The following is a 14,006-nucleotide window of genomic DNA, read 5'->3' as shown; positions in this document are numbered from 1 at the left end:
GCTGCCTGCACCGGCCTCTTCGCAGCACAAGGCTGCTGCTACCAAGCAAACATTGGGGATGCAGCTTTACAGCCCTTCCTCAACCATTTGCAAGAACGTCGCCACCACCCGCCGCGTACGTTGCTCGCTGAGGCACACCAGCGTCTCGGTCAAATGCCGCTGACAGTCGACAATCGGCAACGCACACACCCGCGCATCCGCGCCAAACTCCGCCGCCGACACAACCCCCACGCCAATCCCCACCACCACCGCTTCGCGCGCCGCCTCCCGGCCTTCCACCTGGATCGCCGGCCGAATCCGCAGCCCGGCGCGCTGCATTTCTTCTTCCAGCGTCTGCCGCGTCACCGACCCAGGCTCCCTCAGCACCAGCGGGGTGTCATCCAGGTCCGCCAGGCTGATCGAGCCCCGGCTGGCCCAAGGGTGATGGTGGCTGACGAAGGCAACCATTGGGTCGCGGCGCAGCGGCAGGCAGTGCAGGCGCTCATCGTCGACGTCCCGTCCCAGCAGTGCCAGGTCCGCCTGGTAGCTGAACAGCCGGGCCAACGATTCATCGGTGTTGCCGGTTTCGATCTTCACCTGGATGCCCGGGTAACGCTGGCAGAACCGCGCAATCTGCGGCAGCACGTGCACCGGCGCGTCCACCGCCAACACCAGGCTGCCGGTGTGCAGGGCGCGTGAGTCCTGCAGCAACTCGTGGGCTTCGGCTTCGCAGGCGAACAGGCGTTGGCTGATGCCCAGCAGGCGCTCGCCCAGGTCAGTCAGTTGCACCGAACGCTTGTTGCGGTGGAACAGCAGCACGCCAAAGCGCTCTTCCAACTTGCGCACCTGGTCGGAGACAGCCGGCTGGGTCAGAAACAGTTTTTGCGCGGCACGGGTGAAGCTGCCGTGCACCGCCACCGCGTGAAAGGCCTTGAGTTGAGCGTGGGACACCGACATGACGACTCCAGTAACAAGCTGGGCTTATGAGTGAAATACGATAAATCGATTTTATTTATCAGTCACCAGCTGTTTCCATACCTCCCAGCCCCGCCGCAGCCACAAGCGCCGGTCGGGGCCATGGTGCTGATACAGCGCCATCTGACCCGATGACGGGCCCCCGCCATCGCTGTGCGTAACACAAGAACAAGACAGGCGTTTCTTCACATTCTGCCGGCACACTTGAGCAAGAGGTCAGACTCACATGAACCATTCCCTAGCCACGTTCAAACGCTGGCGTATGCAGGTTTTCGCAATCACCTGGCTGGCCTACGCCGCCTTCTACTTCACCCGCAAGGCGTTCTCGGTCGCCAAGCTGGGCATCGCCGAAGACCCAAGCTTCATGCTCGACAAGGCGGCCATGGCCAACCTTGACGCGATCTACCTGGCCGCCTATGCCGTGGGCCAGTTCACCTGGGGCATGCTTGCCGACCGCTTCGGCCCACGTGTGGTGGTGCTTGGCGGCTTGCTGATCTCGGCTGCGGCGGCGGTGGTGATGGGTAGCTACGCCACCTTCCCGATCTTCGCCACCTGCATGTTGATCCAAGGCCTGGCGCAGTCCACCGGCTGGGCCGGTTTGTGCAAGAACATCGGCAGCTTCTTCCCTGCCGCGCAGCGCGGGCGGGTACTGGGGTTGTGGAGCTCGTGCTATGCCTTTGGCGGCCTGGTGGCCTCGCCGTTTGCCGGCTGGTGGGCTTACACCCTGGTCGGCACCTGGCACGCCGCGTTTTTCTCCAGTGCCGTGGTGGTCGCCCTGGTGGCTGTGCTGTTTTTCTTCCTGCAGCGCAACAAGCCAGAAGACGTCGGCTTGCCTGCCGTAGAGCCCGAGCCACAGAGCATGGCACCGGGCGCGAACCTGTGCAGCGTCTGGGCGCCGTTGCGCGAGATCCTGCGTAACCGCACGGTGTTGACCCTGGGCCTGGCCTACTTCCTGCTCAAACCGGCGCGCTACGCCATTCTGCTGTGGGGGCCAGTGATCGTCTTCGAGCAAATGCCGTCGGTGGGCAAGGTCGGCGCGGCGATCATCCCCACGGCCTTCGAACTGGCTGGGCTGCTGGGGCCGATCATGATTGGCCTGGCCTCCGACAAACTGTTCGGCGCACGGCGCATGCCGGCGTGCGTGATCAGCTTGGTGCTGTTGACGGTGACGCTAGCCGCGTTCATGGCGGCCATGCACACCGGCAGCGTGATGCTGGTGGTGGGCCTGCTGTTCGTCATGGGCCTGACCTTGTATGGCCCTGACTCGATGATCAGCGGCGCTGCGGCCATCGACTTCGGCACCGCCAAGGCAGGTGCCACCGCAGCAGGCTTCGTCAACGGCTGCGGCTCGGTGGGCGCCGTGCTTGGCGGGCTGCTGCCGGGTTATTTCGACGGCGTCACGGTGTTCATCGTGTTCGCCGGTTGCGCACTGTTCTCGGCGCTGGTGCTGCTGCCGCACTGGAACAGCCGCCCGGCCACCGCGGTGCAGCGCAACGACGTGGCACCAAACACCAGCATGGCAATCAAGCCACTGCGTACCTAAAGGAAAGTGAGCGAATGAGACCCTTCTGGCTGCAACAGGCCCTGGATTCGGCGCAGGAAGCGGCGTGCCCGCCGCTGCAAGGCGACAGCCGTTGCGATGTGTGCATTGTCGGCGGCGGCTACACCGGCCTGTGGACTGCGTTGATGCTCAAGGAGGCGGTGCCGGCGCTGGATGTCGTGCTGATCGAGGCCGACATCTGCGGCGCTGGCGCCAGTGGTCGCAATGGCGGTTGTGCGCTGTCGTGGTCGGCCAAGTACTTCACCCTCGAGCGCCTGTTTGGGGCGGCCGAAGCGGTGCGCCTGGTACACGAGTCGGAACGCAGCATCGGTGCCATCGGCGCGTTTTGCGCGGTCAATGGCATCGACTGTGACTACCGCCTGGACGGCACGCTGTACACCGCCACCAACTCGGCCCAGGTCGGTGCCACCGATGCGGTGATCGCCGCGCTGGAGCAGCAGGGGGTGAATTCGTTCCAGCGGCTGCCGCTGGACCAGGTGCAACGCCTGGCGGGGTCGGCGCGACACCTGGAAGGCTGGTTCTCCCCGGCCGCCGCCACCGTGCAGCCCGGGCAGTTGGTGCGCGGCCTGCGGCGGGTGGCGTTGCAGCGTGGCGTGCGCATTCACGAAGGCACGGCCATGACGGGCCTGGCGCACGGTGCGCCGGTACAGGTGCGCACGGCCCACGGCACGGTGCACGCCGACCGTGTAGTGTTGGGCCTCAATGCCTGGATGGCGCGGGCGTTCCCCCAGTTCGAGCGCAGTGTAGCGATTGTGTCCAGCGACATGATTATCACCGAGCCGTGCCCGGAACTGTTGCGCGAAATCGGCCTGGACAGCGGCGTCAGCGTGCTCGATTCGCGCATTTTCGTGCATTACTACCACAACACCTCCGATGGCCGACTGATGCTCGGCAAGGGCGGCAATACCTTCGCCTATGGCGGGCGCATGCTGCCGGTATTCGACCAGCCCTCACCCTACCGGCCGCTGCTGCGTGAAAGCCTGGGCGAGTTTTTTCCGGCGTTGGCGGACGTGCCCTTGGCGGCCAGCTGGAACGGCCCGTCGGACCGCTCTGTCACGGGCTTGCCGTTCTTTGGCCGGTTAGACGGGCAGGGCAACGTGTTCTATGGCTTTGGCTATTCCGGCAGCGGCGTCGGGCCGTGCCACATGGGGGGGCAAATCCTGTCGTCGCTGGCGCTGGGGCTGGACAACCCCTGGACCCGCTCGCCATTGGTCCAGGGGCCGCTGGGGCTGTTTCCGCCAGAGCCGATTCGCTACCTGGGGTCGCTGATGGTGCGCAATGCCATTCGCCGCAAGGAGCGCGCCGAGGACCGCGGGCTGCGGCCACGGCACCTCGATGTACGCCTGGCACGTTTTGCGGCGGCGGCGGGGAAGGCCGACAAAGCATGAGATTTCTTGTCGATCACATGCCCGAGGGCGTATAAACTGCACCCACTTTTGGCCGGTCGCTTCCTGAACTGGCCGTTGAAACAAGAGAGTCGACATGGGCGCACAGTGGAAAGCCAAACATAGAGAAACAGCGGCCAATGCCAAAGGCAAGATCATGGGCAAGCTGTCCAAAGAGATCCAGATCGCTGCCAAATCGGGCGCAGATCCCGACATGAACCCGCGCCTGCGCCTGGCGATCGTGCAGGCCAAAAAGGCCTCGATGACCCGCGAGACCCTGGACCGGGCAATCCGTAAAGGTGCTGGCCTGGACGGTGATGCCGTGCAGTACCACGCGGTCAGCTACGAAGGTTTCGCGCCGCACCAGGTGCCGCTGATCGTCGAGTGCCTGACAGACAACATCAACCGTACCGTCGCGCAGATCCGCGTGCTGTTCCGCAAGGGCCAGTTGGGTGCGAGCGGTTCGGTAGCCTGGGACTTCAACCATGTCGGCCTGATCGAAGCCACCCCGACCGAAGGTGCCGACCCGGAAATGGCCGCCATCGAAGCCGGTGCCCAGGACTTCGAGGAAGGGGAAGAGGAGGGTTCGACCCTGTTCATCACCGACACCACCGACCTGGACGCGGTGCAAAAGGCCCTGCCGGAGCATGGCTTTACCGTGACATCGGCAAAGATCGGCTACACCCCGAAGAACCCGGTAAGTGCTGCCAGCCTGAGCGCTGAGGCATTGGCCGAGGTCGAGGCGTTCCTCGAGGCGATCGATGAGAACGATGACGTGCAGAACGTCTATGTCGGCCTGACCGACTAAAAGCCGGGGCCGCTTTGCGGCCCATTCGCGGGGCAAGCCCGCTCCCACAGGCCTCCGCTAACCTCAAACACGGCGGGGCTCTGTGGGAGCGGGCTTGTCCCGCGAATGGGCCGGTGAATTTGAAGGGGAGCCTGCATGAACTCAACTTTTGCCTCCCTGAGTCTCGCCCATCTACGCACCCTCGACTGCCTCCTGCAGCTCAAGAACCTCAGCCACGCCGCCGAGCGCCTGGGTGTCAGCCAATCTGCCCTGAGCCGTCAACTGGCCCACCTGCGCGAAGCATTCGACGACCCGCTGCTGGTGCGCCAAGGCCGTGGTTACGTGCTCAGCGAGCATGCCGAAGCCCTGGTCGAGCCACTGCGCCAGGTCCTAGAAGAGCTGCACGCCCTGCGCCAACCGGCTGTGTTCGACCCCGCTCGCTGCGAGCGCCGTTTCTGCCTGGCGGCCTCGGACTACGTCGCCGAGCATATGCTGCCGCTGCTGGTGGCGGCGCTGGAGCACGAAGCGCCCGGCGTGTCCCTCGAATACCGCACCTGGCAGGCTGGCCAGTACGCGTTGCTGGCCAGTGGCGAGATCGACCTGGCCACCACCTTGTTCGACGAGTCGCCGCCCAACCTGCATGGTCGTCTGCTCGGCGAGGACCGCGCGGTGTGCCTGATGCGCCGCGACCACCCGTTGACCGCCCATGAAACGCTCAGCCAGGCAGCGTATCTGGCGCACAAGCATGTGCGCATTTCCGGGGGTGGCGACAAGGACAGCTTCATCGACCGCCACCTGCGCGCCCAGGGCCTGCAGCGGCGGGTCAGCCTGGAAGTGCCGTTTTTTTCGGCCACCGTGCAGGTGATCGGCAATAGCCAGGCGGTGGCCACGGTCCCGGAGCACATCGCCCGGCAACTGTGCCGTTTGCATGACCTGGCCTGGCGACCGTTGGGCTTCATCGATCACAGCCAGCGTTACTGGGTGGTCTGGCACCAGCGCCTGCAGGCCTCGGCCGAGCACCGCTGGTTGCGCAACCGGGTATTCGAGCTCTGGCGCCAGTCCCAGTTCGGCGTGCAAGGGGGGCATGCGCCAACGCCATAGGAGGTATGCACGAAGCGGGGTTCTTTGCAGGGCGGGTGGCACCTAGACTGATGGGCCTGTATTGCCAGTGCCCAATGGAGACCGCCCGTGACCCCAGAACAATTCCGCCAGTACGGCCACCAATTGATCGACCTGATCGCCGACTACCGCCAAACCGTGGGCGAACGCCCGGTCATGGCCCAAGTCGAACCGGGCTACCTGAAAGCGGCCCTGCCGGCAGGCGCCCCGCAGCAGGGCGAACCTTTCGAGGCGATTCTCGACGACGTCAACAACCTGGTCATGCCAGGTCTGTCGCACTGGCAGCACCCGGATTTCTACGGTTACTTCCCGTCCAACGGCACGTTGTCATCGGTGCTGGGCGATTTTCTCAGTACCGGCCTGGGTGTATTGGGCCTGTCCTGGCAGTCCAGCCCAGCCTTGAGCGAGCTGGAAGAAACCACCCTCGACTGGCTGCGCCAGTTGCTCGGCCTTTCAGGGCAATGGAGCGGGGTGATCCAGGACACCGCCTCGACCAGCACCCTGGTGGCGCTGATCTGCGCCCGCGAACGGGCCAGCGATTACGCGTTGGTCCGCGGTGGCCTGCAGGCCCAGGCCAAGCCGCTGATCGTTTACGTCAGCGCCCACGCCCACAGCTCGGTGGACAAGGCCGCACTGCTGGCCGGTTTTGGCCGTGACAACATTCGCCTGATCCCCACCGACGCGCAGTTCGCCCTGCAGCCAGACGCGCTGCGGGCGGCGATAGAGCAGGACCTGGCGGCAGGTAATCAGCCTTGTGCGGTCGTCGCGACCACCGGCACCACCGCCACCACGGCACTCGACCCACTGCGCCCGATTGGTGAAATCACCCAGGCCCATGGCCTGTGGTTGCACGTTGACTCGGCCATGGCGGGGTCGGCGATGATTCTGCCCGAGTGCCGCTGGATGTGGGACGGCATCGAGCTGGCCGACTCGGTGGTGGTCAACGCGCACAAATGGCTGGGTGTGGCCTTTGATTGTTCGATCTATTACGTGCGCGACCCGCAGCACCTGATCCGGGTGATGAGCACCAACCCCAGCTACCTGCAGTCGGCGGTGGATGGGGAGGTCAAGAACCTGCGTGATTGGGGTATTCCACTGGGCCGGCGGTTCCGCGCTTTGAAACTGTGGTTCATGTTGCGCAGCGAAGGCGTCGAAGCGCTGCAGGCGCGCTTGCGCCGTGATTTGGATAACGCTCAGTGGCTTGCTGGGCAGGTCGAGGCGACACCGGGTTGGACGCTATTGGCACCCGTGCAGTTGCAGACGCTGTGCATCCAGCATCGGCCGGCGGGGCTGGAAGGGGAGGCGCTGGATGCGCATACCAAGGCTTGGGCCGAGCGGCTCAATGGTTCTGGGGAGGCGTATGTAACGCCGGCTACCCTTGATGGGCGGTGGATGGTGCGGGTGTCGATTGGCGCATTGCCGACCGAGCGGGAGCATGTTGAAAGTCTGTGGCAGCGGCTGCAGGAAGTGATCAAGGGCTGAAAACGCTGGGGCCGCTTTGCGGCCCGTTCGCGACGCAAGGCCGCTCCTACAGGGATTTGCGCACACCTGTGGGAGCGGCCTTGCGCCGCGAATGGGCTGCGCAGCAGCCCCCTGCGATCGATCAGTGGCTTGCAGTCTGCAAGCTGCCTTTACGGCTGGCTTCGTACGCGGCCTTTTCCATCGGCTTGGCTTGCGGGTTGCCGAGGTCTTCCATCGACAGGCGATGGGTTTCCGGTGCGATGTACGCCGCCAGGGCGCAGATGCAGGTGATGAAGAACGCCATGCCACCCACGACCAGTGGAATGTTGTCCGAGCCCGGTGGCGCCACCAGGGCGAACAGCGCCGGCAGCATGGCCGTCAGCATGGTGCCGATGTTCTGCGCAATGGCCATGGCCGAAACACGGTAGCGGGTCTGGAACAGCTCAGGGTAGAAGCTTGGGAACACCGCGTTGTAGCCCTGGTAGACCATGCCCCACATCACGATCGAGGCAGCGAAGGCCAGCGGTACGTTCTGGATGCTGATCGCATACAGGTAGACGAAGGCCAGCAGGCCCGAACCCAGGCACCCGGCGATCATGGTCGGGCGACGGCCGATCTTGTCGGAAAGGTTGCCGACGAATGGAATCACCAACACCGCGACGATGTTGCCGACCACCGGAATCCACAGGTACACGCTCTTGTCGAAGCCGATGCCATAGGCCGGCTGCACCGCGTAGGCCGCACCGAAAATGGTCGCGACGACCGGGATCACGTTCATCAGGGCCATGAACATCACCAGCACCATGTGTTTCCAGCTGTGGCGGAAGGCCTCGCTGACTGGCGATTTGGCAACTTTATCCTGCTTCTCTTCCTTCACGAAGGCAGGCGTTTCGTGCACTTCTTTACGGATGATGAAACCGGCGATCAGCACCACGGCGCTCATCAGGAACGGAATCCTCCAGCCCCAATCGTTGAAGGCTTCACTTGGCATGAAGTAGGCCAGTGGCAGGAACACCGCCGCCGCCAAGACCTGGCCGGCTTGTACGCCCTGCAGGGTAAAGCTCGCGTAGTAGCCTCGTCGGCCGAACGGCGCGTGCTCCATGATCATCGAACTGGCACCGGAGATCTCGCCGGCTACCGCGAAGCCCTGGACCAGGCGCAGCAGCACCAGCAAGGCGGGGGCGAGGATACCGATGTCGTGGTACGTCGGCAGCAGGCCGACAGCCATGGTCGACACACCCATCAGGAACATGCACAGCAGCAGTACGTTCTTGCGCCCGCGGGTATCACCCCAGTGGCCGAGCACGATGGCGCCGACCGGGCGGGCCAGGTAGCCGACACCGTAAGTGGCCAGCGAGGCGATGATCGCCATTTTCGGGTCGGTGTTAGGGAAGAAGATTTGCGGGAAAATCAGGGCCGCAGCCTGTGCATAGATGAAAAAGTCGTAGTACTCGAGTGCCGAGCCTATCCATCCACTGGCGGTCGCTTTCTTGGCTTGAGAGCTGGAGTGAGCCATCGGTGTCTCCGTTGTTCTTGTTGGTTCCCGCACGGCGCAAGGCGAGCGTGGGGTTATCTCGGGAGTGGGGTCAAACGTGAAGTGCGGGCGTATTCCGCGCCAAGGCTGTGACAGGCAGCCAGGAGACAGGTGCGGATCGCAAGGCGAGAGCAGTGTTCATAGGTCGGTACCCGGTTTTATTGAACTTATTATGTTGTGGCGTTGGGCTTGGTAGCGCAGGTTCTGCCGAACGACCGTCTGGCAAGAAGGCGGCGGTCGGTGTGCCTGCGTCTGGTTTCATGTTGACCACGGGGTGGCGGTCTAGCAATTCGCGAAATCCGGTTTTGTTCGGTAATCGAACACAAAACTAACCATTCCGTACAAAGAGATTGATGAGGCGACTTTACCTGCGAATAATCCATCATGCCAGGCACCGTTACCGTGGTTTTCCTGCGCCGTCGTCCCCTAACAACAAGGAACTCCCGCCATGCAGCGTTCGATTGCCACCGTGTCCTTGAGCGGCACTCTGCCGGAAAAGCTCGAAGCCATCGCCGCCGCCGGTTTCGACGGCGTCGAGATTTTCGAAAACGACTTGCTCTATTATGCCGGCAGCCCGCGTCAGGTTCGCCAGATGTGCGCGGACCTGGGCATCGCCATCACCCTGTTCCAGCCGTTCCGCGACTTTGAAGGCTGCCGCCGCGACCGGCTGCAGCGCAACGTCGACCGCGCCGAGCGTAAGTTCGACCTGATGCAAGAGCTGGGCACCGACCTGGTGCTGGTGTGCAGCAACGTCCAGGCCGATGCCCTGGGCGACGAGCAACTGCTGGTGGACGACCTGCGCCTGCTGGCCGAGCATGCCGGCAAGCGTGGCCTGCGCATCGGTTATGAAGCGTTGGCCTGGGGGCGTCACGTCAATACCTACCAGCAGGTCTGGAACCTGGTGCGCCAGGCCGACCATCCGTCGCTTGGGGTGATCCTCGACAGTTTCCATACCTTGTCGCTCAAGGGTGACCCGAGCGCGATCCGTGACATCCCGGGCGACAAGATTTTCTTCGTGCAGATGGCCGACGCACCGATCCTGGCCATGGACGTGCTGGAGTGGAGCCGGCATTTCCGCTGCTTCCCGGGGCAGGGCGAAATGGACCTGGCCGGCTTCCTCGCGCCGATCCTCGCCACCGGCTACCGCGGCCCGCTGTCCCTGGAAATCTTCAACGACGGCTTCCGCGCCGCACCGCCGCGGCAGAATGCCGCCGACGGCTTGCGCTCGCTCCTGTACCTCGAAGAGCAGACCCGCCTGCGCCTGGAGCAAGAGGCCGTGGCGGTGGAGCCGGGCGTACTGTTCAACCCGCCGGCGGCCAGTGCCTATGATGGCGTGGAGTTCCTCGAATTCGCCGTCGACGAGGCGGTGGGTGCGCGCTTGAGCAACTGGCTGAAACGCCTGGGCTTCGCCGATGCCGGCAAGCACCGCAGCAAGGACGTGCAACTGTTGCGTCAGGGCGACATCAACATCGTCCTCAATGCCGAACCTTATTCGTTTGGCCACAACTTCTTCGAGGCGCATGGCCCGTCGTTGTGCGCCACGGCGTTGCGGGTCAAGGACCAGCAAGCTGCCTTGAAGCGCGCTACGGCCTTCCGTGGCCAGCCGTTCCGTGGCCTGGTCGGCCCCAACGAGTGCGAAGTACCCGCCGTGCGCGCGCCCGATGGCAGCCTGTTGTACCTGGTAGAACAGGGCACTGCTGGCCAGACCCTGTACGACACCGACTTCAGCCTGGACAAAACCGCCACTGCCAGCGGTGGCCTGCGCCGTATCGACCACATGGCCCTGGCACTGCCGGCCGAGTCGCTGGACAGCTGGGTGCTGTTCTACAAGAGCTTGTTCGACTTCGCCGCCGACGACGAAGTGGTGCTGCCCGACCCGTACGGCCTGGTCAAGAGCCGTGCGTTGCGCAGCCAGTGCGGCACCTTGCGCCTGCCGCTGAACATTTCCGAGAACCGCAACACCGCCATTGCCCACGCATTGTCCAGTTACCGCGGCTCGGGTGTGCATCACATCGCCTTCGATTGTGATGACATCTTCCGTGAAGTGGCGCGTGCCAAGTTGGCTGGCGTGCCGCTGCTGGAAATCCCGCTCAACTATTATGACGACCTGGCGGCGCGCTTCGACTTCGACGACGAATTCCTCAGTGAACTGGCGTATTACAACGTGTTGTATGACCGCGATGCCCAAGGCGGCGAACTGTTCCACGTGTACACCGAGCCGTTTGAGGAGCGCTTCTTCTTCGAGATCATCCAGCGCAAGGGCGGCTATGCCGGGTATGGCGCAGCGAACGTCGCAGTGCGCCTGGCAGCCATGGCCAAGGCCCGCAGCGGGGCAGCGCGCAAGCCGGTGCTGTAAGCGTCTCAAGTGGCAGTCGCGTTCTGTGATTGTCACAACCCTGTGGGAGCGGGCTTGTCCCGCGAATGGGGCTACGCGGTTTATGGCACCGGCTTTGCCGGTGTTCGCGGGGCGAGCCCGCTCCCACAAGGGGCGGCAACTCGCTTGCAATGCCACACAGGGTTCACCGCCCTTCGGCCACCATCAACAACGCCTGCGGCACCGCACTTTGCGGGTGCTGCGGCTCCTGCAGGCTGACCAGGCGCAGCCCGGCCATGTCCAATGCATTCAGCCAACTGGCCAAAGTGCGGAAGTACCAAGGCATCGGCCGCCAGTCCCCGGCAAACCCTGCGAATGACTCTTCCCGCCAGCCATCCTGATAATCCCCCGCAGCCACACTCCAGGGGTGCAACGTCTGGATCACCACTGCACCACCCGGAGCCAGCAGCCCATTCATCGCCGCCAACAAGGGGATGACGTCCTGCTGCAACAACGCAAAATTGGCACAAACCAAATCGTAGTCACGGCCAACGCTGACGTCGCCCTCGGCCAGCTGTGCGTAACTGGCAAGGTGTACCTCGGCGGAGCCTGCCGCACGGGCCGCCTCCACCAGGGTGTTGTCGCCATCCACGCCGACCGCCTCGATGCCGCGATCGGCCAGCGCCCGCAGCAACCAGCCTTCACCACACCCAAGGTCGAGCACGCGCTCGGGTTGCCGGCTGAGAATGGCCAGCAGGATAGCCTGGTCGGTCACCTGCCGACGGCTCTCGATGGCGCCACTGCGCACCGCGTCGATCCAGGCTTGGGCGTTGTGCTGCCAGCTGTTGAGCAGGTGCGTTTCGGCGTCGAGCATGGGTAGTCCCTCATCGCTGGGCTCGCTGTCTAACATCACTGTGCCCCCGCCAAGAGGTGTGTTGCAAGGCCCGCCATTGCGCAGGCAATCAGTACGCTGATCACTCCGCGCCTGAAGCGGAACAACGCGACTGCCGCGGACACTGCAATTACCGCTGAAGGCCAGTCGAAAGGCCCGCTGAATCCTGCAGGCCAGAGTACGTGGTAGCCGAAGAACAAGGCTAGGTTCAGGATGACACCCACGACGGCGGCAGTGATGGCGGTCAGTGGCGCTGTAAACTTCATCTCGTTATGAGTCGACTCCACCAGTGGGCCGCCTGCGAGAATGAACAGAAACGAGGGTAAAAAAGTGAACCAGGTGACCAGGCACGCCGCTGCCGCACCCGCCATGAATGCATGCTCGGCCCCCCACATGGGGTGCTGGTAGCCGCCGACGAACCCTACGAAGGCGACTACCATGATCAGCGGCCCAGGCGTGGTTTCACCTAATGCCAGGCCATCGATCATCTGTGTGGGTGAGAGCCAGCCGTAGCTGCCGATTGCACCTTGGTAGACGTAGGGTAATACGGCGTAGGCGCCGCCGAATGTCAGTAGCGCCGCTTTGGTGAAAAACCAGGCCATCTGCGTCAGCGTTCCATGCCAGCCAAACACCGCAGCCAACATGCCCATGGGCAGTAGCCACAGGGCGCCACCTATCAGCAGTAGGCCCAGCAGGCGTTTCCAGTTGAAACGTGCATGTTCGGGAGGGGGCGTGCCATCGTCGATCAAGGCAGCGCCGTGGTGCGCAGTGGCAGCGCTGTGGCCCCCGCCGAGCACGAATGCATTCGGCATAAGGCGCCCGCCGATGTAACCCAGCAATGCAGCCAACAAAACGATGAGCGGGAACGGCACGTTCAGCGCGAAAATAGCCACGAAGGCGGCCGCTGCGATTGCCCACAACCAACCGTTTTTCAGCGCTCGCGCTCCGATACGGTGGGCCGCGTGGACAACGATGGCGGTCACTGCCGGTTTGATGCCATAGAAAATGCCCGCCACCACCGGCACTTCACCGTAGGCGATGTAAACCCACGAAAGGCCTATCAGGATGAATAGCGACGGCAGCACGAACAATGTGCCGGCAATCACCCCGCCCCAGGTCCGATGCATCAGCCAGCCGATGTACGTCGCCAATTGCTGGGCCTCGGGGCCGGGCAGCAGCATGCAATAGTTGAGCGCATGCAAAAAGCGCCGTTCGCTGATCCAGCGGCGTCGCTCGACCAATTCCTGATGCATGATCGAAATTTGCCCTGCTGGGCCGCCGAAGCTGATGAAGCCCAGCTTCAGCCAGAACAGTAAGGCTTCAAACATACTGACGGGTGGAGCAGAAGCGGTGTCGACAGACTCAGGACTGCGCTCAGCCATCGTGTTTCCCCCACTCACTGAGTATTCGTCGTATCACTGCAGGCCAATGTCATGGCTTGCCAGGTTTGCGCATCGGCGGGTATCAAGTGCTCGATGCGCAGCGATGCCACTGTTATATCCTGAGACATGCCAAACGTCGTGAACGTCGAGAGAAATTTCAACTCGTCTTGGCTCGAGCGCAGCCGAGTCAGCACCACGGGCGACGACGATACGAATGCGGTACCCGCTTCGGGTGTCGGCAGTTGCGCCAATAGGCTCGCCAGCGCCGCGTTGCCGGCGGCTTCGCGTGAGGCACGTTGCCAAGCGATTGTGCGGACTTCCTCCGTGTTGACCAAGGTATGCCCGTTCGAAAGGACGATCGTAGTTACGGGTTGCCCCTTTTTTGCTGCTCACGGCTGTGTTTGTGTCCGTGGGGCCGCTTCTGTACATCGTGTTTGAAGGCTTTGGCAGGCGCTCGGCACATCATGCTCACGAGGGGCGTGATGCACGATGCCCTGTCTGTCTATGCGGTCTGTGTGGTCGTGCTGTTCCTGAAGATGCTGGCGATCTCATGCTACCAAGGCTATTACCGCCTGCGTTACAAGGCCTTAAGCGCCACCAACAATCTCAAGCTTAAA

At 63.4% G+C, this 14,006-nt stretch carries 10 protein-coding genes and 3 pseudogenes; 8 read left to right on the top strand and 5 right to left on the bottom strand.

Annotation, left to right across the window (positions count from 1 at the left end; all coding sequences use genetic code 11):
* Nucleotides 1-66: 66 nt before the first annotated feature.
* On the bottom strand, nucleotides 67-936 hold the full coding sequence (locus tag HU764_RS16245) for a LysR substrate-binding domain-containing protein (protein WP_085273296.1): 870 nt from the start codon (nucleotides 934-936) through the stop codon (nucleotides 67-69).
* 244 nt (nucleotides 937-1,180) lie between these two features.
* On the opposite strand from HU764_RS16245, the gene HU764_RS16240 reads away from it, so the two are divergent.
* From HU764_RS16240 to HU764_RS16220, 5 genes are all read left to right on the top strand, one after another.
* Nucleotides 1,181-2,497, top strand: a complete 1,317-nt coding sequence (locus HU764_RS16240; RefSeq protein WP_186678705.1) for an MFS transporter — start codon at nucleotides 1,181-1,183, stop codon at nucleotides 2,495-2,497.
* A 14-nt stretch (nucleotides 2,498-2,511) separates the two neighbouring features.
* Complete coding sequence (locus tag HU764_RS16235) at nucleotides 2,512-3,903, top strand: FAD-dependent oxidoreductase (RefSeq protein WP_186703329.1); 1,392 nt, start codon at nucleotides 2,512-2,514, stop codon at nucleotides 3,901-3,903.
* A 94-nt stretch (nucleotides 3,904-3,997) separates the two neighbouring features.
* Nucleotides 3,998-4,708, top strand: coding sequence for a YebC/PmpR family DNA-binding transcriptional regulator (locus HU764_RS16230; RefSeq protein WP_186678697.1), 711 nt, complete (start codon nucleotides 3,998-4,000; stop codon nucleotides 4,706-4,708).
* Between the two features lie 135 nt (nucleotides 4,709-4,843).
* Nucleotides 4,844-5,788, top strand: coding sequence for a LysR family transcriptional regulator (locus HU764_RS16225; RefSeq protein WP_186678695.1), 945 nt, complete (start codon nucleotides 4,844-4,846; stop codon nucleotides 5,786-5,788).
* 87 nt (nucleotides 5,789-5,875) lie between these two features.
* Complete coding sequence (locus HU764_RS16220) at nucleotides 5,876-7,288, top strand: DOPA decarboxylase (RefSeq protein WP_186703328.1); 1,413 nt, start codon at nucleotides 5,876-5,878, stop codon at nucleotides 7,286-7,288.
* Nucleotides 7,289-7,409: 121 nt separating this feature from the next.
* On the opposite strand, the gene HU764_RS16215 is transcribed toward HU764_RS16220, so the two are convergent.
* Nucleotides 7,410-8,783: an MFS transporter gene (locus HU764_RS16215; protein WP_027593782.1), complete on the bottom strand. Its 1,374-nt coding sequence runs from the start codon at nucleotides 8,781-8,783 to the stop codon at nucleotides 7,410-7,412.
* Between the two features lie 466 nt (nucleotides 8,784-9,249).
* Here HU764_RS16215 and quiC point away from each other — a divergent pair, with 466 nt between their 5' ends.
* On the top strand, nucleotides 9,250-11,157 hold the full coding sequence (gene quiC, locus HU764_RS16210) for a 3-dehydroshikimate dehydratase QuiC (protein WP_027593781.1): 1,908 nt from the start codon (nucleotides 9,250-9,252) through the stop codon (nucleotides 11,155-11,157).
* A gap of 163 nt (nucleotides 11,158-11,320) precedes the next feature.
* Here the strand turns inward: quiC and HU764_RS16205 are convergent, their stop codons facing one another.
* The 3 genes and pseudogenes from HU764_RS16205 to HU764_RS16195 form a co-directional block, all read right to left on the bottom strand.
* Complete coding sequence (locus HU764_RS16205) at nucleotides 11,321-11,989, bottom strand: class I SAM-dependent methyltransferase (protein WP_186678691.1); 669 nt, start codon at nucleotides 11,987-11,989, stop codon at nucleotides 11,321-11,323.
* Between the two features lie 35 nt (nucleotides 11,990-12,024).
* A complete protein-coding gene (gene chrA, locus HU764_RS16200; protein ID WP_186678689.1) occupies nucleotides 12,025-13,389 on the bottom strand; it encodes a chromate efflux transporter in 1,365 nt (454 codons plus the stop codon).
* A 14-nt stretch (nucleotides 13,390-13,403) separates the two neighbouring features.
* Nucleotides 13,404-13,733, bottom strand: a pseudogene (locus HU764_RS16195) (helix-turn-helix domain-containing protein); the annotation flags it as partial.
* A 26-nt stretch (nucleotides 13,734-13,759) separates the two neighbouring features.
* On the opposite strand from HU764_RS16195, the pseudogene HU764_RS27760 reads away from it, so the two are divergent.
* Nucleotides 13,760-13,846 (top strand): annotated as a pseudogene (locus tag HU764_RS27760) (DUF2834 domain-containing protein); the annotation flags it as partial.
* A 25-nt stretch (nucleotides 13,847-13,871) separates the two neighbouring features.
* Nucleotides 13,872-13,982 (top strand): annotated as a pseudogene (locus HU764_RS27755) (MAPEG family protein); the annotation flags it as partial.
* Nucleotides 13,983-14,006 lie beyond the last annotated feature (24 nt).

The organism is Pseudomonas kermanshahensis, assembly GCF_014269205.2.
In the GTDB taxonomy this organism is placed as follows: Bacteria; Pseudomonadota; Gammaproteobacteria; order Pseudomonadales; family Pseudomonadaceae; genus Aquipseudomonas; species Aquipseudomonas kermanshahensis.
The sequence above is the reverse complement of the archived record's forward strand: the minus strand, read 5'-3'. Positions and strand labels throughout refer to the sequence as shown.